The 19,399-nt window shown below is 60.4% G+C and carries 19 protein-coding genes; 17 read left to right on the top strand and 2 right to left on the bottom strand.

Annotated elements, in window-relative coordinates; translation table 11 throughout:
* Window positions 1-36: 36 nt before the first annotated feature.
* Entirely contained in the window at window positions 37-3,255 is a 3,219-nt protein-coding gene (gene rne / locus JTY93_RS19160) for a ribonuclease E (protein WP_205477387.1), read from the bottom strand.
* A 701-nt stretch (window positions 3,256-3,956) separates the two neighbouring features.
* Here rne and rluC point away from each other — a divergent pair.
* From rluC to JTY93_RS19145, 3 genes are read left to right on the top strand one after another with little or no spacing between them, the layout of a single operon-like run.
* Entirely contained in the window at window positions 3,957-4,916 is a 960-nt protein-coding gene (rluC, locus tag JTY93_RS19155; RefSeq protein ID WP_005790558.1) for a 23S rRNA pseudouridine(955/2504/2580) synthase RluC, read from the top strand.
* Window positions 4,903-5,565: an HAD-IA family hydrolase gene (locus JTY93_RS19150; protein ID WP_205477386.1), complete on the top strand. Its 663-nt coding sequence runs from the start codon at window positions 4,903-4,905 to the stop codon at window positions 5,563-5,565. Before rluC ends, JTY93_RS19150 begins: the two co-directional genes overlap by 14 nt.
* A 21-nt stretch (window positions 5,566-5,586) precedes the next feature.
* Entirely contained in the window at window positions 5,587-6,576 is a 990-nt protein-coding gene (locus JTY93_RS19145) for a S49 family peptidase (protein ID WP_205477385.1), read from the top strand.
* Between the two features lie 132 nt (window positions 6,577-6,708).
* Here JTY93_RS19145 and JTY93_RS19140 read toward each other — a convergent pair whose 3' ends face one another.
* Window positions 6,709-7,287: a Maf family protein gene (locus JTY93_RS19140; RefSeq protein WP_205477384.1), complete on the bottom strand. Its 579-nt coding sequence runs from the start codon at window positions 7,285-7,287 to the stop codon at window positions 6,709-6,711.
* 105 nt (window positions 7,288-7,392) lie between these two features.
* On the opposite strand from JTY93_RS19140, the gene JTY93_RS19135 reads away from it, so the two are divergent.
* The 14 genes from JTY93_RS19135 (at window position 7,393) to JTY93_RS19070 (ending at window position 19,333) form a co-directional block, all read left to right on the top strand.
* Entirely contained in the window at window positions 7,393-7,923 is a 531-nt protein-coding gene (locus JTY93_RS19135; RefSeq protein WP_029299696.1) for a YceD family protein, read from the top strand.
* A gap of 13 nt (window positions 7,924-7,936) precedes the next feature.
* Window positions 7,937-8,119: a 50S ribosomal protein L32 gene (gene rpmF, locus JTY93_RS19130; protein WP_008152339.1), complete on the top strand. Its 183-nt coding sequence runs from the start codon at window positions 7,937-7,939 to the stop codon at window positions 8,117-8,119.
* Window positions 8,120-8,123: 4 nt separating this feature from the next.
* Window positions 8,124-9,134: a phosphate acyltransferase PlsX gene (plsX, locus tag JTY93_RS19125; protein WP_169992737.1), complete on the top strand. Its 1,011-nt coding sequence runs from the start codon at window positions 8,124-8,126 to the stop codon at window positions 9,132-9,134.
* A gap of 127 nt (window positions 9,135-9,261) precedes the next feature.
* On the top strand, window positions 9,262-10,200 hold the full coding sequence (gene fabD / locus JTY93_RS19120) for an ACP S-malonyltransferase (protein WP_170043757.1): 939 nt from the start codon (window positions 9,262-9,264) through the stop codon (window positions 10,198-10,200).
* Between the two features lie 17 nt (window positions 10,201-10,217).
* Entirely contained in the window at window positions 10,218-10,961 is a 744-nt protein-coding gene (gene fabG, locus JTY93_RS19115; protein ID WP_029299688.1) for a 3-oxoacyl-ACP reductase FabG, read from the top strand.
* A 191-nt stretch (window positions 10,962-11,152) separates the two neighbouring features.
* Complete coding sequence (acpP, locus tag JTY93_RS19110) at window positions 11,153-11,389, top strand: acyl carrier protein (protein WP_010165887.1); 237 nt, start codon at window positions 11,153-11,155, stop codon at window positions 11,387-11,389.
* A gap of 121 nt (window positions 11,390-11,510) precedes the next feature.
* Complete coding sequence (fabF, locus tag JTY93_RS19105; RefSeq protein ID WP_169992733.1) at window positions 11,511-12,755, top strand: beta-ketoacyl-ACP synthase II; 1,245 nt, start codon at window positions 11,511-11,513, stop codon at window positions 12,753-12,755.
* Window positions 12,755-13,570 carry an aminodeoxychorismate lyase gene (pabC, locus tag JTY93_RS19100; protein ID WP_205477383.1) on the top strand — a complete coding sequence of 272 codons (816 nt, stop codon included), beginning with the start codon at window positions 12,755-12,757 and terminating at the stop codon, window positions 13,568-13,570. The genes fabF and pabC overlap by 1 nt, the downstream gene beginning before the upstream one ends.
* A 1-nt stretch (window position 13,571) precedes the next feature.
* On the top strand, window positions 13,572-14,666 hold the full coding sequence (gene mltG / locus JTY93_RS19095; RefSeq protein ID WP_205477382.1) for an endolytic transglycosylase MltG: 1,095 nt from the start codon (window positions 13,572-13,574) through the stop codon (window positions 14,664-14,666).
* Between the two features lie 19 nt (window positions 14,667-14,685).
* Window positions 14,686-15,318, top strand: a complete 633-nt coding sequence (gene tmk / locus JTY93_RS19090; RefSeq protein WP_205477381.1) for a dTMP kinase — start codon at window positions 14,686-14,688, stop codon at window positions 15,316-15,318.
* A complete protein-coding gene (locus JTY93_RS19085; protein ID WP_205477380.1) occupies window positions 15,311-16,297 on the top strand; it encodes a DNA polymerase III subunit delta' in 987 nt (328 codons plus the stop codon). The genes tmk and JTY93_RS19085 overlap by 8 nt, the downstream gene beginning before the upstream one ends.
* 65 nt (window positions 16,298-16,362) lie before the next feature.
* Entirely contained in the window at window positions 16,363-17,145 is a 783-nt protein-coding gene (locus tag JTY93_RS19080; protein ID WP_169992723.1) for a TatD family hydrolase, read from the top strand.
* A gap of 426 nt (window positions 17,146-17,571) precedes the next feature.
* Complete coding sequence (locus tag JTY93_RS19075) at window positions 17,572-18,225, top strand: TetR/AcrR family transcriptional regulator (protein WP_169955218.1); 654 nt, start codon at window positions 17,572-17,574, stop codon at window positions 18,223-18,225.
* Window positions 18,226-18,364: 139 nt separating this feature from the next.
* Entirely contained in the window at window positions 18,365-19,333 is a 969-nt protein-coding gene (locus tag JTY93_RS19070) for a GTP 3',8-cyclase MoaA (protein WP_205477379.1), read from the top strand.
* Window positions 19,334-19,399 lie beyond the last annotated feature (66 nt).

The raw sequence follows: 19,399 nt of genomic DNA, 5'->3' as shown, positions 1-19,399 counted from the left end.
GATTGCTCAGGCGGGGCTTTTTAGTTGCCGTTGGAATCAGGCGAGGGGTTTAGGCTCGTGCTCTTCTTCCAGGGCTTTTGGGTTGTGCTCTACCACTTCTTCAACGGAACGCAGGTTCTCGTCGATGACCGGGGCAGTGTGCTCAACTTCAGCTTCGATGGCCGGTGCTTGCGCAACGGCCTCGACTACGGCCGGGGCCGCCGCCGCTGCTGCTTCGGCTTCTTTCTGCAGACGCTCGGCTTCACGCTTGCGACGACGCACTTCACGCGGGTCGTTAGGCGCACGGCCGTTTTCGGTGAGGGCGCTGGCAGGGGCTTCGACCACTGGGGCGGCCACTTCGGCTACCACTGGGGTTTCCACCACCACCGGAGCTGGCTCGGCAACCACGACCGGTTCTGCAACCACCGCAGGTTCGGCGACAGGTGTTGGCGCTTCCTCTGCCGGGGCTGGTGCTTCGGCGACGACGGCTGGCTCGGCAGTCCACTGGAAGGCGGTCTGTTCTTCGCGAACTTCACGCACTTCTGGGGTTGGTTCGGCAACTGGCGCTTCGACAACCGCTTCAACCACAGGCTGTGGCTCAACCACGACCGCAGGTGCAGCCACTACTTCGGCTTCAGGCTGGGCTTCGTGAACCGGAGCAACTTCCACTTCTGGAGCGGCAGGTGCTTCGACCACGGTGGTGGCTTCGACAACTGGCGCTTCGACCACGGCAGTTTCCTGCACGGCAGCGGTGGCACGTTCGGCCTGCTGGTTGGCTTCGGCTTCGGCTGGAGCGCTGATGACCGAGCTGGCAACCGCTGCGGTAACGGCCAGGCCAGCAGCCAGTTCGGTGCTGGTCGGCTCGTTGTTGGCAGCTTCTTCAGTGGCTTCGCCGGTCTCTTCCGAGCCTTCGATCACGTTGCCGCTGGCGTCACGTTGACGCTCGCGACGGTTGCTGCGACGACGCTGGCCACGGGAGCGGCGGCGTGGACGATCGCCTTCGGCGTTGTCCTGGCCATCTTCCTGTGGCTGTTCGTCATTGGTCAGCAGTTCTTCTTCACTGGCGGCGGCAGTTTGCTCGGCACGTGGTTGGCGCTCTTCACGCGGTGGGCGTGGGGCGCGTTCTTCACGGGGCTGGCGGGCCGGGCGCTCTTCCGTCGCGGTATCCACTGCAACAGCGCCAGCGGCGGCCACGGCTGGAGCGGCGTCCAGTGGCTCGCGCAGTTCACGTACACGTTCTTCACGCTCGCCACGCGGCTTGCGATCTTCACGTGGGGCGCGAGGCGCGCGCGGTGCGCGTTCTTCACGTGGCGCACGCTCTTCACGGGGAGCACGTTCTTCGCGGGCTACGGCCGGGGTTTCTTCACGGGCTTCGCGCGGTTGGCGCTCTTCACGTGGTGCGCGTTCTTCACGCGGTGCACGCTCTTCGCGAGGCTTGCGTTCTTCGTCACGGCGACCGTTGCGGTTACGGCTCTGCTGGCGACCGTTGCGACGCTCTTCGTTGCGTGCAGGGCGTTCAGCGGCAGGCTTCTCGACCACGGCTGGAGCAGCAGGCTCTTCCTTGGTGGCGAACAGGCTGACCAGCGACTTCACCAGGCCCTTGAACAGGCTTGGTTCCGGCAGGGAAGCAGGTGCGGCAACCGGGGCAGCGGCTTCAGCCGGCACGGGTGCATTGGCACGGGCCGGCGCGGTCTTGACGGCGGCTTCCTGGCGAACCAGGGTGCGGGTCGCGGCGGCTGGCTGGACTTCTTCGACTTCGGCAGCAGCAGCGGCGATTTCGTAGCTGGACTGGCCGCTGTGGGCTTCCGGGCTGTCGTCACGCAGGCGCTGGACTTCGAAGTGCGGCGTCTCGAGGTGATCGTTCGGCAGGATCACGATGCGGGCACGGGTGCGCAGTTCGATCTTGGTGATCGAGTTGCGTTTTTCGTTGAGTAGGAAGGCGGCGACCGGGATCGGCACTTGCGCGCGGACTTCGGCGGTGCGGTCCTTCAGGGCTTCTTCTTCGATCAGGCGCAGGATCGCCAGGGACAGCGATTCAACGTCACGGATGATGCCGGTGCCGTTGCAACGCGGGCAGACGATGCCGCTGCTCTCGCCCAGGGATGGACGCAGGCGCTGGCGGGACATTTCCAGCAGGCCGAAGCGCGAGATGCGGCCAACTTGTACGCGGGCACGATCGGCTTCCAGGCACTCGCGGACTTTTTCTTCCACGGCGCGCTGGTTCTTGGCTGGGGTCATGTCGATGAAGTCGATCACGATCAGGCCGCCGATATCACGCAGGCGCAGTTGGCGAGCGATCTCTTCGGCTGCTTCCAGGTTGGTCTGCAGCGCGGTTTCTTCGATGTCGCTGCCTTTGGTGGCGCGCGCCGAGTTGATGTCGATGGACACCAGGGCTTCGGTCGGATCGATGACGATGGAGCCACCGGAAGGCAGTTCGACTACGCGCTGGAAGGCGGTTTCGATCTGGCTTTCGATCTGGAAACGGTTGAACAGCGGTACGCTGTCTTCGTACAGCTTGATCTTGCTGGCGTACTGCGGCATCACCTGGCGGATGAAGGTCAGGGCTTCGTCCTGGGCTTCGACGCTGTCGATCAGCACTTCGCCGATGTCCTGGCGCAGGTAGTCGCGGATGGCGCGGATGATCACGTTGCTTTCCTGATAGATCAGGAATGGCGCGGAGCGGTCCAGGGATGCTTCTTTAATAGCAGTCCACAGTTGCAGCAGGTAGTCGAGGTCCCACTGCATTTCTTCGCTGCTGCGGCCAAGGCCGGCAGTGCGCACGATCAGGCCCATGTCAGCCGGGGCGATCAGGCCGTTCAGCGCTTCACGCAGTTCGTTGCGCTCTTCGCCTTCGATGCGACGGGAGATGCCGCCAGCACGCGGGTTGTTCGGCATCAGGACCAGGTAACGGCCAGCCAGGCTGATGAAGGTGGTCAGGGCTGCGCCCTTGTTGCCACGTTCTTCTTTTTCAACCTGGACGATGACTTCCTGGCCTTCGCTCAGGACGTCCTTGATGTTCACGCGGCCTTCAGGGGCTTTCTTGAAGTATTCGCGGGAGATTTCCTTGAGGGGCAGGAAGCCATGGCGCTCAGAGCCAAAATCGACAAAGGCAGCCTCAAGGCTTGGCTCGATGCGAGTAATCCGGCCTTTATAGATGTTGGCCTTCTTCTGCTCGCGTGCACCGGACTCGATGTCCAGGTCGTAGAGGCGTTGGCCATCTACCAGTGCAACACGCAACTCTTCGGGTTGAGTTGCGTTAATCAGCATTCTTTTCATGTTGTACCGTCGGTTTCCGGGCTGCCGGAAACGGCGTTCGGCACACACGACTTCTCACGGTCGGTGTCAGGTGCGTCAAGAGTGGTTGGCCACTCCAGTGTCCAGCAATACTGGCCAATTGGGCTGGTATCGCGACTTACGCGTCCTGCTTGCTGTGGTGACTTAATAAGCACTCAGTCAGGAGGAGGAATCAACCGGCGACTGTGGACGAGATGAAGCGTCTAAATATAAGCCTAGTGCTACACAGTCCGACGGTTGTGCATCTCCACCCTACACGTATCCCTGATAATTCGGGTGCTGCCGCGCGCAGAATCCGCAGCGGGTTGGCATTTACCGTGTTCTCCAATGGGGAGTTCACGCTCATGGCTAATAACAGGCGTTGTTTCCGAAGCATTCGCCGTGGTCTGGTACAAGACTGACTGCACTTTGTGAACTGGCCGTAAATATCGGCGCAATAGGCGAGTAATCACTCTGCTTTTTGCACTCGCTTCAGGCCTCATGTCACCTGCGCTTGTTACAATCTTGAGCCTTCCAGTGTGGCGAAAGCTCCGTAGGACGGCCTCGCGTCCTGATGAATTGCGATGGTCAGGGGCGGCTGTTTGCCGCGAGTCCTCTGCCCAGGCCGCTTTTGGCGGCGTTCGCGACTATAGCAGCAATGATTAAGTGCTTCAATTCCATAAAAAATTGTTATCATTCCCGCCATGACGACTACCACCCCCCCGACCCCCAGCGTCCAGCTGCTTGAGGTCTCGCCGGAATATGCCGGCCAACGCATCGACAACTTTCTTCTGGCCAGGCTCAAGGGCGTGCCCAAGACCTTGATTTATCGCATTTTGCGTAAAGGCGAAGTGCGGGTGAACAAAGGCCGGATCAAGCCTGAGTACAAGCTGCAGGCGGGCGATATCGTCCGCGTGCCGCCTGTTCGCGTGCCTGAGCGTGACGAGCCCGTGCCACTGGCCCAGGGCCTGCTGCAGCGTCTTGAGGCGTCGATTGTCTTCGAAGACAACAAGCTGATTGTGATCAACAAGCCGTGCGGCATCGCGGTTCATGGTGGCAGCGGCCTGAATTTCGGGGTGATCGAAGCCTTTCGTCAGTTGCGTCCGGATGCCAAGGAGCTGGAACTGGTCCATCGCCTGGATCGCGACACCTCCGGCCTGTTGATGATCGCCAAGAAACGCAGCATGTTGCGCCACCTGCATACCGCCTTGCGTGGCGATGGCGTGGACAAGCGCTATATGGCGCTGGTGCGTGGCAATTGGGCGTCCTCTATCAAGAGCGTGCGGGCACCGCTGCAGAAGAGCAACCTGCGCTCCGGCGAGCGTATGGTCGAGGTGGACGAGGAGGGCAAGGAAGCGCTGACCCTGTTCAAGGTGCTCCGACGTTTCGGTGATTTTGCGACCATGGTCGAGGCCAAGCCGGTGACCGGGCGTACCCACCAGATTCGCGTGCATACCCTACACGCCGGGCACTGTATTGCTGGCGATACCAAGTATGGCGACGAGGGATTCTCCAAGGAGATTCGAGATCTCGGCGGCAAGCGTCTGTTCTTGCATGCCTATATGTTGACGGTGCCGTTGCCAGATGGTGGCGAATTGAAGTTGCAGGCGCCCGTCGATGAGATGTGGGCCAAGACCGTGGAGCGCCTGAGTGTCGCGCCCTGACTATAAACTGCTGATTTTTGATTGGGATGGCACCCTGTGCGATTCCATTGGCCGGATTGTCGAGTCCATGCATATGGCCTCGACCCGTTCCGGCTTTGAGTTGTGCAGTGACCTGGCGGTCAAGGGCATCATTGGCCTGGGGCTGCCCGAGGCCATTCGTACCTTGTACCCGCAGATATCCGACGGCGAGCTGGTAGCGTTTCGCGAGCACTACGCCGATCACTACATTGCCCTGGAATCCGAGCCTTCGCCTTTGTTTGAAGGGGTCGTGCAGTCCCTGGAGGCATTGCGCGAGCAGGGCTATCACCTGGCGGTCGCGACCGGCAAGGCCCGGCGCGGGCTGGATCGGGTGCTCAAGGCCAATGGCTGGGAAGATTATTTTGACGCCACTCGCGCCGCCGATGAGACCGCGAGCAAGCCTCATCCGTTGATGCTGGAGCAGATCATGGCCCAATGCGGGGTTTGTGCCCGTGAGTCGTTGATGGTCGGTGATGCCTCGTTTGATCTGCTAATGGCGCGCAACGCCGGTATGGACAGCGTTGCCGTCAGTTATGGCGCCCAGTCCCCGGAAGCCTTGCAGGCTTACGAGCCGCGACTGACGATTGACAGGTTTTCTCAATTGCACGCCTGGCTCAACCAGGCCCGTTAAGTTTTTGCTGGGGTAGATGGCATGACCGATGAATGGAAAGCGCCGACCAAGGCCGGTGCCGACAGTGGCGATGATAAAAGCTGGAAACTGCTAGAAAAAACCCTGCTGGCGGGCGTCCAGGAACAGCGCCGCGCCCGGCGCTGGGGGATCTTCTTCAAGCTCCTGACCTTTACCTATCTGATTGGCATGCTGGTGTTGTTCAGTCCTTTGGTGGATATGGAAAAAAGCGCCGCCCGCAGCGGCAGCTACACCGCGCTGATCGAAGTGCGCGGGGTGATTGCCGACAAGGAGTCTGCCAGCGCCGACAATATCGTCAGCAGCCTGCGTACCGCCTTCGAGGATCCCAAGGTCAAGGGTGTGGTGCTGCGCATCAACAGCCCGGGTGGCAGCCCGGTGCAGTCGGGCTATGTCTATGACGAGATCCGCCGTCTGCGCGCGTTGCATCCAGAGACCAAGCTGTACGCGGTGATCTCTGATCTGGGTGCCTCGGGCGCCTATTACATTGCCAGCGCCGCCGACCAGATTTACGCCGACAAGGCCAGCCTTGTGGGTTCCATTGGCGTGACGGCGGCCGGCTACGGGTTTGTCGGGACCATGGAGAAGCTGGGGGTTGAGCGGCGTACCTACACCTCGGGTGAGCACAAGTCGTTTCTCGATCCGTTCCAGCCGCAAAAGGCTGACGAAACCCAGTTCTGGCAGAGCGTACTCGACACCACCCATCGCCAGTTCATTGCGAGCGTCAAGCAGGGGCGCGGTGAGCGGCTCAAGGATAAAGAACATCCGGAGTTGTTCTCCGGGCTGATCTGGTCTGGCGAACAGGCCTTGCCGTTGGGCTTGATCGATGGCCTGGGCAGTGCCAGTTCGGTGGCGCGGGATGTGATTGGCGAGAAGGAGTTGGTGGACTTTACCGTCCAAGAGTCGCCGTTCGACCGGTTCTCCAAGAAGCTGGGGGCTAGTGTCGCGGAGAAACTGGCGCTGTACATGGGCTTCCAGGGGCCGGCCTTGCGCTGATCTCGCGATTGGCATAGCTCAAAATGTGGGAGCGGGCTTGCCCGCGATTGCGGTGGGTCAGCCAGCCAATGGGTTGCTGACAGGCCGTCATCGCGGGCAAGCCCGGCTCCCACATTGTTTTTTGTGGGGCTCTCAGGGGATTTGCACGCCTTCGGCCAGCAGCATATCTACCAGGCGAATCAGCGGTAGGCCGATGAGGCTGGTGGCGTCCGGGCCTTCGGTGCTTTGAAACAGGCTCACCCCCAGCCCTTCAGCCTTGAAGCTGCCAGCGCAGTCGTAGGGCTGCTCGGCTCGCAGGTAGCGCTCGATTCGCGCTATGTCCAGCTGGCGCATGGTGACGGTGAAGGGGATGCAGTCCACCTGACATTGCCCGGTGTCGCTATTGAGTAGCGCCAGGCCGGTCAGGAAGCTGACCTGTCGGCCACTGGCTGCCAGCAACTGTTCACGAGCTATTTCGAAGGTGTGGGGCTTGCCGATGATTCGGCCGTCCAGCGCCGCGACCTGGTCCGAGCCGATGATCAGGTGCCTTGGGTGGCTGTCGGCAAGGGCGCGGGCTTTCTCTTCGGCCAGGCGCTTGACCAACTCGGCCGCAGACTCATTTGCGCGATGGCTTTCGTCGATATCCGGAGAGCTGCAGATGAACGGTAGCTGCAGGCGATTCAGCAGTTCCCGGCGATAAACCGAGCTGGAAGCGAGTAATAAAGGCAACATGTGGCTCTCCTCAAGGCAGTCGCGGATTCTAGCGAGTGGACAGTCTGGCGCACAGGGCTGAATTTCCTTTGACATGGGCGGGTGCATCCCTATAATGCTGCGCCTATGTTGAATGACCCGATTCCACCTCACGTTGACCCGCGCAAATTGGCTGATCGTGGCACCACCCTCCAAGGTGAAGTGTTGCTGGCCGATTTGGAGAGACTCTGCGACCCGCTTTCCGACAATGTCGGTACGGTGCAGGCTAAATTCGTTTTTGAACGAGATGAACGTAAATCTGTGGTAATTCACAGCTTTATCGACACCGAGGTCAAAATGGTTTGCCAGCGTTGTCTTGAGCTGGTCACCCTGCCGATCCACAGCGAATGCAGTTATGCTGTGGTGAAAGAGGGTGCGAATACCCAGTCGTTGCCGAAAGGTTATGACGTGCTGGAACTGGGCGAAGATCCTTTGGATCTGCATGCACTGATCGAGGAGGAGCTTCTGCTCGCCTTGCCCATTGTGCCTGCTCATCATCCGGAAGAATGCCAGCAGCCGGCGGGGCTCGATGACGAGTCCGAACCGAGCGAGGACGAGGTAACGCGGTCCAACCCGTTCAGTGTATTGGCGCAGTTAAAGCGTGACCCAAACGTTTAGGAGTTAATCAATTATGGCTGTTCAGCAGAACAAAAAATCCCGCTCTGCCCGTGACATGCGTCGTTCCCACGATGCCCTGACGGCAAGCACTCTGTCTGTAGAAAAAACCACCGGTGAAATTCACCTGCGTCACCACGTATCGCCAGAAGGCGTATACCGTGGCCGTAAAGTGATCGACAAGGGCGCTGACGAGTAATCACTTGTCTGCTCAAGTCATCGCGATTGACGCAATGGGCGGGGACTTCGGTCCCCGCAGCATTGTCCAGGCATGCATTGCCAGCCTGTCTGCTACGCCCTCGCTGCACCTGACCCTCGTCGGTCAACCATCCCTACTTGAAGAACTGATTGCCAGCCATCCGGCGGTGGATCGCGCGCGCCTGACGATAACGCCAGCCAGCGAAACCATCGGCATGGATGAAAAGCCCGCCCAGGCCCTGCGTGGCAAGCCCGATTCCTCCATGCGCGTGGCCCTTGAGCTGCTGCGCGATGGCAAGGTCCAGGCGTGTGTCAGTGCCGGCAATACCGGGGCGTTGATGGCCTTGTCCCGTCATGTGCTCAAAACCCTGCCAGGCATTGATCGGCCAGCGATGGTCGCGGCGATCCCGACGCAGCGTGGCTACTGTCAGTTGCTGGACCTGGGGGCGAATGTCGATTGCAGCGCTGAGCACCTGCTGCACTTTGCCTTGATGGGCTCGGTCGCTGCCGAAGCGCTGGGGGTGGTGCGCCCGCGAGTGGCTTTGCTGAACATCGGCACCGAGGACATCAAGGGCAATCAACAGGTCAAGTTGGCCGCCAGTCTGTTGCAACAGGCGCGGGGCTTGAACTACATCGGCTTTGTCGAGGGCGATGGGTTGTATCGCGGCGAGGCCGATGTGGTGGTTTGTGACGGTTTTGTCGGAAATATTCTGCTCAAATCCAGCGAAGGCCTGGCAACGATGATTGCCGCGCGGATCGAGGCGTTGTTCAAGCGCAACCTGGCTTCCCGGTTGGTGGGTGCGCTGGCGCTGCCGTTGATGCGGCGCTTGCAGGCGGACCTCGCCCCGGCGCGGCATAATGGCGCAAGCTTCCTCGGTTTGCAGGGTATTGTGGTAAAAAGCCACGGTTCGGCGGGGGTCCAGGGCTTTCAGAGTGCCATTGCGCGCGCAGTGATCGAGATCCAGGAGAACCTGCCGCAGCGCTTGCATGGCCGTCTTGAGGATCTGTTGCCTTAGGCGAATCGGGCCGGGAATGCTTAAATGTGACCGGCCAGTTCAATTGACCATCCAATCTGTCAGTTTCTTGCGCTCCCAGCTGTGGGGCGTCAATTCACCGACGACCAGATCATTAGGGGCTTGTTACATGTCTACATCCCTCGCATTCGTCTTTCCAGGGCAGGGTTCGCAGTCCCTCGGCATGTTGGCCGAGCTGGGCGCGCAATACCCGCTGGTCCTGGAAACCTTCAAGGAAGCTTCTGCTGCCTTGGGCTACGACCTTTGGGCATTGACCCAGGACGGGCCGGAAGAACTGCTCAATCAAACCGATAAAACCCAACCTGCAATCCTGACGGCTTCCGTCGCGCTGTGGCGCGTCTGGCTGGCTGAAGGCGGCGCACGCCCGGCTTTCGTCGCCGGTCACAGCCTGGGCGAGTACAGCGCCTTGGTCGCGGCAGGCAGCCTGACCCTCGCTGAGGCGGTCAAGCTGGTAGAGCGCCGTGGTCAACTGATGCAAGAGGCTGTTCCGGCCGGGCAGGGCGGCATGGCTGCCATCCTGGGCCTGGACGACGCCGTGGTGATCGAAGCCTGTGCCGAAGCGGCCCAGGGCGAAGTGGTCAGCGCCGTGAACTTCAACTCTCCTGGCCAGGTGGTGATCGCCGGTGCCAAGGCCGCGGTTGAGCGTGCCATCGAAGGTTGCAAGGCCCGCGGTGCCAAACGTGCATTGCCACTGCCGGTCAGCGTGCCATCCCATTGCGAGTTGATGCGCCCGGCGGCCGAGCGTTTCGCCGAGTCCATCGCAGCCATCAACTGGCAGGCGCCGCAGATCCCGTTGGTGCAAAACGTCAGCGCCGACGTGGCGCCTGACCTGGAAACCCTCAAGCGTGACCTGCTGGAGCAACTGTACAAGCCGGTTCGCTGGGTTGAATCGGTCCAGACCCTGGCTGCCAAGGGCGCTACTCAACTGGTTGAGTGTGGTCCGGGTAAAGTCCTGGCTGGTCTCAACAAGCGCTGCGCCGAAGGCGTGTCGACTTCCAACCTCAATACCCCGGATGGCTTCGCAGCCGCCCGCGCCGCACTGGCCTGAACTAAGGAGAAGCCTGCATGAGTCTGCAAGGTAAAGTTGCACTGGTTACCGGCGCAAGCCGTGGCATTGGCCAGGCGATTGCCCTGGAACTGGGCCGTCAGGGCGCGGTAGTGATCGGTACTGCCACCTCCGCCTCCGGCGCCGAGCGTATCGCCGCGACCCTCAAGGAAAATGGCGTGCAGGGCACGGGCCTGGAGCTCAACGTGACCAGCGACGAATCCGTGGCTGCCGTACTGGCCCAGATCACTGCACAATTCGGTACGCCGGCAATTCTGGTGAACAATGCCGGTATTACCCGCGACAACCTGATGATGCGCATGAAAGACGACGAGTGGTACGACGTGGTCGATACCAACTTGAACAGTCTGTTTCGCCTGTCCAAGGGTGTTTTGCGCGGCATGACCAAGGCGCGTTGGGGGCGAATTATCAATATTGGCTCCGTAGTGGGTGCCATGGGCAACGCAGGCCAAGTAAACTACGCGTCTGCCAAGGCCGGCCTGGAAGGTTTCAGCCGAGCCCTGGCGCGTGAAGTCGGCTCGCGGTCGATTACGGTCAACTCGGTGGCTCCAGGGTTTATCGATACCGATATGACCCGCGAATTGCCTGAAGCGCAGCGTGAAGCGTTGCTGACGCAAATTCCGCTGGGCCGTCTGGGCCAGGCCCAAGAGATCGCCAATGTGGTCTCTTTCCTGGCATCTGACGGTGCGGCATACGTGACTGGGGCTACAATCCCGGTGAACGGCGGGATGTACATGAGTTAAATTGTGACGGATCGCTTCAAAAAAATGTCATACGAGCTGTCTAAAATCCGTTATAAAGCTGCAATCTATTTATAGACAGGTGGCCGGTAGGGTACGAGGGTGAAGCTTTCAGTTGAAAAGCTGAAAAGCCTTTCTATACACTTACCCACTGGCCAGCTGCCTGAATTTGTCCATTAGGAGTTAAACAAGGTATGAGCACCATCGAAGAGCGCGTCAAGAAAATCGTCGCCGAGCAACTGGGCGTTAAAGAAGAAGAAGTGACCAACACTGCTTCCTTCGTAGAAGACCTGGGTGCCGATTCCCTTGACACCGTTGAGCTGGTGATGGCTCTGGAAGAGGAATTCGAGACCGAAATCCCGGACGAAGAAGCTGAAAAAATCACTACTGTTCAAGCTGCTATCGACTACGTTACTAGCCACCAGGCGTAATAGTTTGTAATCGTCGCTTGCTGTTATGGAAAAACCGCACTGCTGTAACGGCGTGCGGTTTTTTCATTAGCTCTGATGAAAAGTCAGCTCAAGTGTCGTCATCAAGAAAAAGGAGAGTGCTGTGTCGCGTAGACGCGTCGTAGTCACCGGTATGGGTATGTTGTCGCCACTGGGTACGGATGTGCCGAGCAGTTGGCAGGGCATTCTGGCTGGCCACAGTGGTATTGGTCTGATTGAACATACGGACCTTTCTGCCTATTCCACCCGTTTTGGCGGCTCGGTAAAGGGCTTCAATGTCGAGGAATATCTCTCGATCAAGGAATCCCGCAAACTCGACCTGTTCATTCAATACGGCCTGGCAGCCGGTTTTCAGGCGGTGCGTAATGCCGGCCTGGAAGTGACCGATGCCAACCGTGAGCGCATCGGCGTGGCCATGGGCTCGGGTATTGGCGGTTTGACCAATATCGAAGAAACCAGCCGTACCTTGCACGAATCCGGCCCTCGTCGAATTTCACCGTTCTTCGTCCCGGGCTCGATCATCAATATGATTTCCGGTTTCCTGTCCATCCATCTGGGTGCCCAGGGGCCTAACTACGCCATTTCCACGGCGTGCACCACGGGCACTCACTGCATCGGCATGGCGGCGCGCAATATCGCCTATGACGAGGCTGACGTGATGATCGCCGGTGGCGCCGAAATGGCTGCCTGCGGCCTGGGGATGGGCGGCTTCGGCGCGTCCCGTGCGCTGTCGACGCGCAATGACGAGCCGACCCGCGCCAGTCGTCCGTGGGACAAGGGCCGTGATGGCTTTGTACTGTCCGACGGCGCCGGTGCCCTGGTCCTCGAAGAACTGGAGCACGCCAAGGCCCGTGGCGCGACGATCTATGCCGAACTGATCGGTTTTGGCATGAGTGGCGATGCGTACCACATGACCTCGCCACCCGCCGACGGTGCGGGCGCTGCGCGTTGCATCAGCAATGCCTTGCGCGACGCGAAGATCAACGTCGATCAAGTGCAGTACATCAACGCCCACGGCACTTCGACGCCGACTGGCGACCTGGCAGAAGCCCAGGCCATCAGGTCGGTATTCGGCGAGCACGCCTACAAGCTGGCGGTCAGTTCGACCAAGTCGATGACCGGTCACCTGCTGGGCGCGGCTGGTGCGGTCGAAGCGATTTTCAGCGTGCTGGCGATCAAGGACCAAGTTGCACCACCGACCATCAACCTTGATGAGCCGGATGAAGGCTGCGACCTGAACTTCGTCCCTCACGAGCCGCAGCAAATGCCGATCGACGTGGTGTTGTCCAACTCGTTCGGCTTTGGCGGTACCAACGGTTCCCTGGTGTTCCGCCGGTTCGCCGAGTGATGCACAGCTGGGTCGACGGTCAGCCGGCGGACGCAGTGCCGCTGAAAGATCGCGGCCTGGCCTACGGCGATGGTTTGTTTGAAACCATCGCGGTCAAGGCCGGGCAGCCCGTGCTGCTTGATCGTCATCTGCAACGCCTCGACGAAGGTTGCAGGCGCCTGGCGCTTACTGTGGACCAGGGCCTGGTCCGCAGCGAGTTGCTGGCCTATGCGGCAGCCTTCGGTGACGGTGTTCTCAAGTTGATCCTCACCCGTGGCGATAGCCTGCGCGGTTATGGCATCAACGCAGGCGCCCCAGCACGTCGTATTCTGCAAGGCAGCCCGCCTGCCACCTATCCCGAGGCTCATGGTTCATCAGGCGTTCGCCTTTTCCCATGCGTCACCCGTTTGTCCGAGCAACCCTTGCTCGCAGGTCTCAAGCATCTAAATCGCCTCGAACAGGTCCTGGCACGCGCCGAGTGGCAAGATGCCGATCACGCGGAAGGATTGATGCTGGATATGTCTGGGCGCGTCATCGAAGGCGTGTTCAGCAACCTGTTCTTGGTACATGACGGCCAGTTGCTGACAGCCGACCTGAGCCGCTGTGGCGTGGCCGGCGTCATGCGTGCCGAGCTGTTGGCCAGGGCCGAGGCGTTAGGCATTGTCACCAGGGTTGCCGATATCAGCCTTGCGCAGTTGCAACAGGCTGATGAAGTGTTCGTCTGCAACAGCGTATATGGCATTTGGCCGGTGCTTGGATGTGGGCCAATGAGCTGGTCGGCTGGGCCGCTCACCCGTAAACTGCAAGGCATTGTTCGCGCGCTATTGGGTGTTTGATTTGAGACGTAAAATTGTATTGCTGCTGGAGATCGGTCTGGTCCTGGCGGGTTTGCTGCTGGGCTTTTCGGCCTGGAAGCTGGACTCGGCCTTGAAGCAGCCGCTGAATCTGTCCCAGGAGCAATTGCTGGATGTGGCGGCCGGTGCGACCCCGACCGGTACCTTCAATCGCCTGGAAGCTGACGGCGTGCTTGAGGATGCCTTTTGGCTGCGCCTGTACTGGCGTTTCAATCTGGATGGTCAGCCGCTGCACAGTGGTGAATACCGAATGACGCCAGGCCTGACGGCCCAAGGGCTGATCGGCCTGTGGCAGCGCGGCGAAGTGGTGCAGTACAGCCTGACCTTGGTGGAAGGCTGGAACTTCCGCCAGGTGCGCAGTGCGCTGGCCAAGCACGAAAAAATCGAGCAGACCTTGTCTGGCTTGAGTGACCGCGAGGTGATGGCGAAAATCGGCCATCCCGACGTGTTCCCGGAAGGGCGGTTCTTCCCTGATACCTACCGTTTCGTGCGCGGCATGACCGATGTCGAATTCCTGAAAAAAGCCTACAACCGCCTGGACGATGTACTTGAGCAGGAATGGAGCCGACGTGCCCCGGATGCGCCCTATACCGACCCCTACCAGGCGCTGATCATGGCGTCGCTGGTCGAGAAGGAAACCGGCGTGCCGGAAGAACGTGGGCAGATTGCCGGGGTGTTTGTGCGGCGCCTGAAGATCGGCATGCTGCTGCAAACCGACCCCACCGTGATCTACGGCATGGGCGAGCGCTACAACGGCAAGTTGACGCGCGCGCACCTGAAAGAAGCCACGCCCTATAACACCTACATGATCAGCGGTTTGCCACCGACGCCGATTGCCATGGTCGGCCGCGAAGCGATCCATGCCGCGTTGAATCCGGTGTCGGGCAGCAGCCTGTATTTCGTGGCGCGGGGCGATGGCAGCCATATTTTTTCCGATAGCCTGGATGCCCATAATGCGGCGGTGCGCGAGTACCAACTCAAGCGTCGCGCCGATTATCGCTCCAGCCCTGCACCGGCTGCACCGGCGACGGTTGAGCCTGTCGCGCCTGAAGCTGCGCCCGCGCAAAGCCCGCAATGACTCTGACTAAGGACTGCCTGTGACTGGCTTGTTTATTACCCTGGAAGGCCCTGAAGGCGCCGGCAAGAGTACCAACCGTGAATACCTGGCCGAGCGCTTGCGGGCCGAAGGGATCGAGGTGCTGCTGACCCGCGAACCAGGCGGCACGCCTCTGGCGGAGAAGATCCGCGAGGTGCTGCTGGCCACTGGCGACGAGGTCATGAACCCGGACACCGAGTTGTTGCTGGTGTTTGCTGCACGTGCCCAGCACCTGGCCGAAGTGATCCGGCCGGCGCTGGCCCGTGGTGCGGTGGTGATCTGCGACCGCTTTACCGATTCCACCTACGCCTACCAAGGCGCCGGCCGTGGCTTGTCCCTGGAGCGCATCGCGACCCTGGAGACCTTTGTCCAGGGCGATCTGCGCCCGCACCTGACCCTGGTCTTCGACCTGCCGGTGGATGTCGGCCTGGCGCGGGCCAGTGCCCGTGGTCGGCTGGACCGCTTCGAGCTGGAAGGGCGGGCATTTTTTGAAGCGGTGCGCGCGGCGTACCTCCAGCGTGCCGAAGCTGCACCGTCGCGCTATTGCCTGCTGGATGCCGCGCAACCGCTGGAGCAGGTGCAACGGGCTATCGATGCACTGCTCCCGAAACTGTTGGAGCTTTACCGTGGCTGAGGCCTATCCGTGGCAGGACAGCCTGTGGCAGCAATTGGCCGGACGTGCCCAGCATGCCCATGCCTATCTGCTCCATGGACCGGCAGGCATCGGCAAGCGTGCCTTGGCCGAGCGCTTGATGGCTCGCCTGCTGTGTCAGCAGCCGGCAGAGCTGGAGGCGTGCGGGCAATGCAAATCGTGCCTGCTGCTCAAGGCCGGCAGCCATCCGGACAACTACGTGCTGGAGCCTGAAGAGGCCGACAAGGCGATCAAGGTCGACCAGGTACGTGACCTGGTGAGCTTCGTGGTGCAGACCGCGCAGATGGGCGGGCGCAAGGTGGTGCTGATCGAGCCGGTGGAGTCGATGAACATCAACGCCGCCAACGCCTTGCTCAAGAGCCTTGAAGAACCATCCGGCGATACCGTGCTGCTGTTGGTCAGTCATCAGTCCAGCCGTTTGCTGCCAACCATTCGCAGTCGTTGCGTGCAACAGGCCTGCCCGCTGCCGAGCGAGGCCATGAGTTTGCAATGGCTGGGCCAGGCCTTGCCTGAGTGCAGTGAGCAGGAGCGGGTCGAATTGTTGACCCTGGCGGCCGGCTCGCCCCTGGCGGCGGTCAGCCTGCAGGCCCAGGGCGTGCGCGAGCAGCGTGCGCTGGTGGTCGATGGGGTGAAGAAGCTGCTCAAGCAAGAGCAGTCTGCCACCCAACTGGCCGAGGGCTGGAAAGACGTGCCGCTGTTGCTGCTGTTTGACTGGTTCTGTGACTGGTCCAGCTTGATCCTGCGCTATCAACTGACCCAGGACGAGAACGGCCTGGGTCTGATGGACATGCGCAAGGTCGTTCAGTACCTGGCGCAAAAGAGCGCCCAGGACAAGGTCTTGAACATTCAGGACTGGATCCTCGCTCAGCGCCAGAAGGTCCTGGGCAAGGCCAACCTGAACCGGGTGCTGTTGCTTGAGGCACTGCTGGTGCAGTGGGTCGGATTGCTCGGCCGACGTTGATATTCTTGGGGCCGACGGATGTCTCGTTGGCCAGACACTTCCTGTGACGCAAGTTGTAACTTCTTATGCTCGTAGATTCCCATTGCCACCTTGATCGCCTCGACCTCGCCGCCCACGGTGGCTCCCTGGATGCCGCCCTCGACGCCGCACGCCAGCGCGGCGTTGGGCATTTTCTGTGCATCGGCGTCAGCGCCGAGAACGCCGCCGACGTCAAGGCTCTGGCCGAGCGCTATGCCGACGTGGATTGCTCGGTAGGTATCCATCCTCTGGACCTCAAGCCTGGCGAAGCCCCGGCCCTTGACTGGCTGCTGGGCGAACTCAATCACCCGCGAGTGGTGGCTATTGGCGAGACCGGCCTGGATTACCACTACGAGCCCGAAGCCGCCGATTTGCAGCAGGCCTCGTTCCGACTGCACCTGCAAGCGGCGCAGCAGACCGGTAAACCAGTGATCGTACATACCCGTGGCGCCCGTGCCGACACCCTGGCGTTGCTGCGCGAGGCGGCGTTGCCCCAGGCGGGCGTGTTGCACTGTTTCACCGAAGACTGGGAGATGGCCAAGGCGGCCCTCGACCTGGGGTTCTATATTTCCCTGTCGGGTATTGTCACCTTCCGCAACGCCGATGCCCTGCGGGATGTGGCGCGCCAGGTGCCGGCGGATCGTCTGCTGGTGGAAACCGATTCGCCTTACCTCGCACCGATCCCCCATCGCGGCAAGCCGAACCTGCCGGAATATGTGCGGGATGTGGCGGATTACCTGGCGATGTTGCGCGGCGAGTCAGTCGAGCGTTTTGCCGAGCAGACCACCGAGAACTTCAAGCGCCTGTTCCCGCTGGCGCACGTTCGCTGAATCCCAGGCAAAAAAACCCCGGGTTCTGGGGGGGGAATCCGGGTTAAGACCATTAGGAGTAAATAAAGGTACGCGGTCCATTGGTACCCCTATCGGTGTTTCACTTGGGGGAGATGTCACACCGACAGATGAAGTATTGATCAGTATCCCGTGCAGTCCAGCCGCATCTGATCGTTTTTTAAACAGATTTGGAATACGTGCGCTTCGCTTGAGTTCTCATTGAGCGGCAACACACTGCGCGAGTCGGTGTTTTATTTCTGACCCATATCGCCTGATTCGTTGGCGGGCTGTAAGTTTAGTGTGTGGGTTGTTCATATAGACGTTGCCCAACGACCGCCCAGTCGGGATAATCCCTCGCACCGGGTAAAACGTTCCGTCATCGGAGCACTGAACCCTTCCAATACTGACCTCTGCAGACCTCTTTCTATGCACAAAGAACCCCGTAAGGTCCGTGAGTTTCGCCGCCGTGAGCAGGAAATTCTCGACACCGCGCTCAAATTGTTCCTCGAACAGGGTGAAGACAGCGTCACCGTCGAGATGATTGCGGATGCCGTGGGTATCGGCAAAGGCACGATCTATAAGCACTTCAAGTCCAAGGCCGAGATCTACTTGCGCCTGATGCTCGATTACGAGCGCGATTTGAACGAGCTGCTGCACTCGGCCGATGTCGACAAAGACAAGGAAGCGCTGTCCCGGGCTTACTTTGAGTTCCGCATGCGCGACCCGCAGCGCTACCGACTGTTCGATCGCCTCGAAGAAAAAGTGGTCAAGGGTCACCAGGTGCCGGAAATGGTCGAGGAGTTGCACAAGATCCGTGCTTCGAACTTCGAGCGCCTGACCTTGCTGATCAAGGGCCGGATCAGTGAAGGCAAGCTCGAAGACGTGCCGCCTTATTTCCACTACTGCGCCGCCTGGGCGTTGGTGCACGGTGCCGTGGCGCTGTACCACTCGCCATTCTGGAGCAACGTGCTGGAAGATCAGGAAGGCTTCTTCCAGTTCCTGATGGACATCGGCGTGCGCATGGGCAACAAGCGCAAGCACAGTACCGAGCTGCCGAACCCCGAGACGCCTGCCACGTAAGGCATTCACCCGGGAAATGGCCGGTTGATTTACTGCCGTATGTGATAACCCAGGAATATACTCAGGCAAGGACCTTGCTAAAATCTGATTTATGAGTCAGGTTTTAGCGCGCCCGAATTATCCGCTGCCGGAGTGATCCATGATCGTTGATCGTCAAGGCAGGCGTTTTCGCAATTTGCGGATCAGCCTGACCTCAGCCTGCAATTACGCCTGTACCTACTGCGTGCCCAACGGCAAGCGGTTGGTGGCTGCGCAGGACGAACTCTCGGCCGAAGCCATGGCCCGTGGCGTTGCGTACCTGATCGAGGCGGCAGGCATTGATCGTCTGCGTATTACCGGTGGCGAGCCGCTGGTCAGCCCCAAGCTCGAAACCTTTATGCAGGCCGTCGGGCAGATGGGCTTGAGCGATATCAGCCTGACCACCAATGGCCAGTTACTGGCGCGCAAGTTGCCATTGCTGGTCGATGCCGGCATTCGCCGGATCAATGTTTCCCTCGACACCCTCGATGCCGCTGCCTTTCGCGGGATCGCCAGGGGAGGTGACCTGGCCACGGTCCTCGATGGCATGGACCAGGCGCGTGCGGCGGGAATCAAGATCAAGGTCAATATGGTGCCATTGCGTGGGCAGAACCTCGACCAGGTCATGCCGCTGCTGGAGTATTGCCTGGAGCGTGGCTATGAACTGCGTTTTATCGAGTTGATGCGCATGGGCCACCTTGCGAGCGACTCCAACGCGTTCCTGCAACAGTTCGTCAGCCTGCAACAACTGTTGAGCCTGATTGGCGAACATCACGAATACCTGCAGGCTGACGCCCCGGTCGATGCCACGGCCGTGCGCTATGAAATCCCCGGTCACGGCTTCTTCGGCGTGATCGCCAATGAAAGCGTGCCGTTTTGCCGGACCTGTTCGCGCCTGCGCCTTTCTTCGACCGGCTGGTTGCACGGCTGCCTGTCGTCGAGCAACCGCCACTATGTCGGCGACCTGTTGGACAAGCCGCGCCACCAGGCCCTGCCGGCGTTACAGGGCCTGCTGGTCAAGGCCTTGGGCGACAAGCAGGAAGTGGCGTTTTCCGGCGGGGCTACCGTGATGAAGATCATTGGCGGGTAGCCAGGCAAGCTGGCGCAAAATCTGCATCTGGTGCCTATTCGCCGGTTTTCCGTCACCGGCCTCTGG

This window comes from Pseudomonas hygromyciniae, assembly GCF_016925675.1.
In the GTDB taxonomy this organism is placed as follows: Bacteria; Pseudomonadota; Gammaproteobacteria; order Pseudomonadales; family Pseudomonadaceae; genus Aquipseudomonas; species Aquipseudomonas hygromyciniae.
The sequence above is the reverse complement of the archived record's forward strand: the minus strand, read 5'-3'. Positions and strand labels throughout refer to the sequence as shown.

Coding starts and splice junctions, on each gene's coding strand:
- rpmF (WP_008152339.1), top strand. CDS start 7,937: ATGGCTGTTCAGCAGAACAAAAAATCCCGCTCTGCCCGTGACATGCGT.
- JTY93_RS19070 (WP_205477379.1), top strand. CDS start 18,365: ATGATCGTTGATCGTCAAGGCAGGCGTTTTCGCAATTTGCGGATCAGC.
- JTY93_RS19080 (WP_169992723.1), top strand. CDS start 16,363: ATGCTCGTAGATTCCCATTGCCACCTTGATCGCCTCGACCTCGCCGCC.
- acpP (WP_010165887.1), top strand. CDS start 11,153: ATGAGCACCATCGAAGAGCGCGTCAAGAAAATCGTCGCCGAGCAACTG.
- pabC (WP_205477383.1), top strand. CDS start 12,755: ATGCACAGCTGGGTCGACGGTCAGCCGGCGGACGCAGTGCCGCTGAAA.
- JTY93_RS19075 (WP_169955218.1), top strand. CDS start 17,572: ATGCACAAAGAACCCCGTAAGGTCCGTGAGTTTCGCCGCCGTGAGCAG.
- fabG (WP_029299688.1), top strand. CDS start 10,218: ATGAGTCTGCAAGGTAAAGTTGCACTGGTTACCGGCGCAAGCCGTGGC.
- fabD (WP_170043757.1), top strand. CDS start 9,262: ATGTCTACATCCCTCGCATTCGTCTTTCCAGGGCAGGGTTCGCAGTCC.
- JTY93_RS19135 (WP_029299696.1), top strand. CDS start 7,393: ATGTTGAATGACCCGATTCCACCTCACGTTGACCCGCGCAAATTGGCT.
- JTY93_RS19145 (WP_205477385.1), top strand. CDS start 5,587: ATGACCGATGAATGGAAAGCGCCGACCAAGGCCGGTGCCGACAGTGGC.
- JTY93_RS19140 (WP_205477384.1), bottom strand. CDS start 7,287: ATGTTGCCTTTATTACTCGCTTCCAGCTCGGTTTATCGCCGGGAACTG.
- rne (WP_205477387.1), bottom strand. CDS start 3,255: ATGAAAAGAATGCTGATTAACGCAACTCAACCCGAAGAGTTGCGTGTT.
- rluC (WP_005790558.1), top strand. CDS start 3,957: ATGACGACTACCACCCCCCCGACCCCCAGCGTCCAGCTGCTTGAGGTC.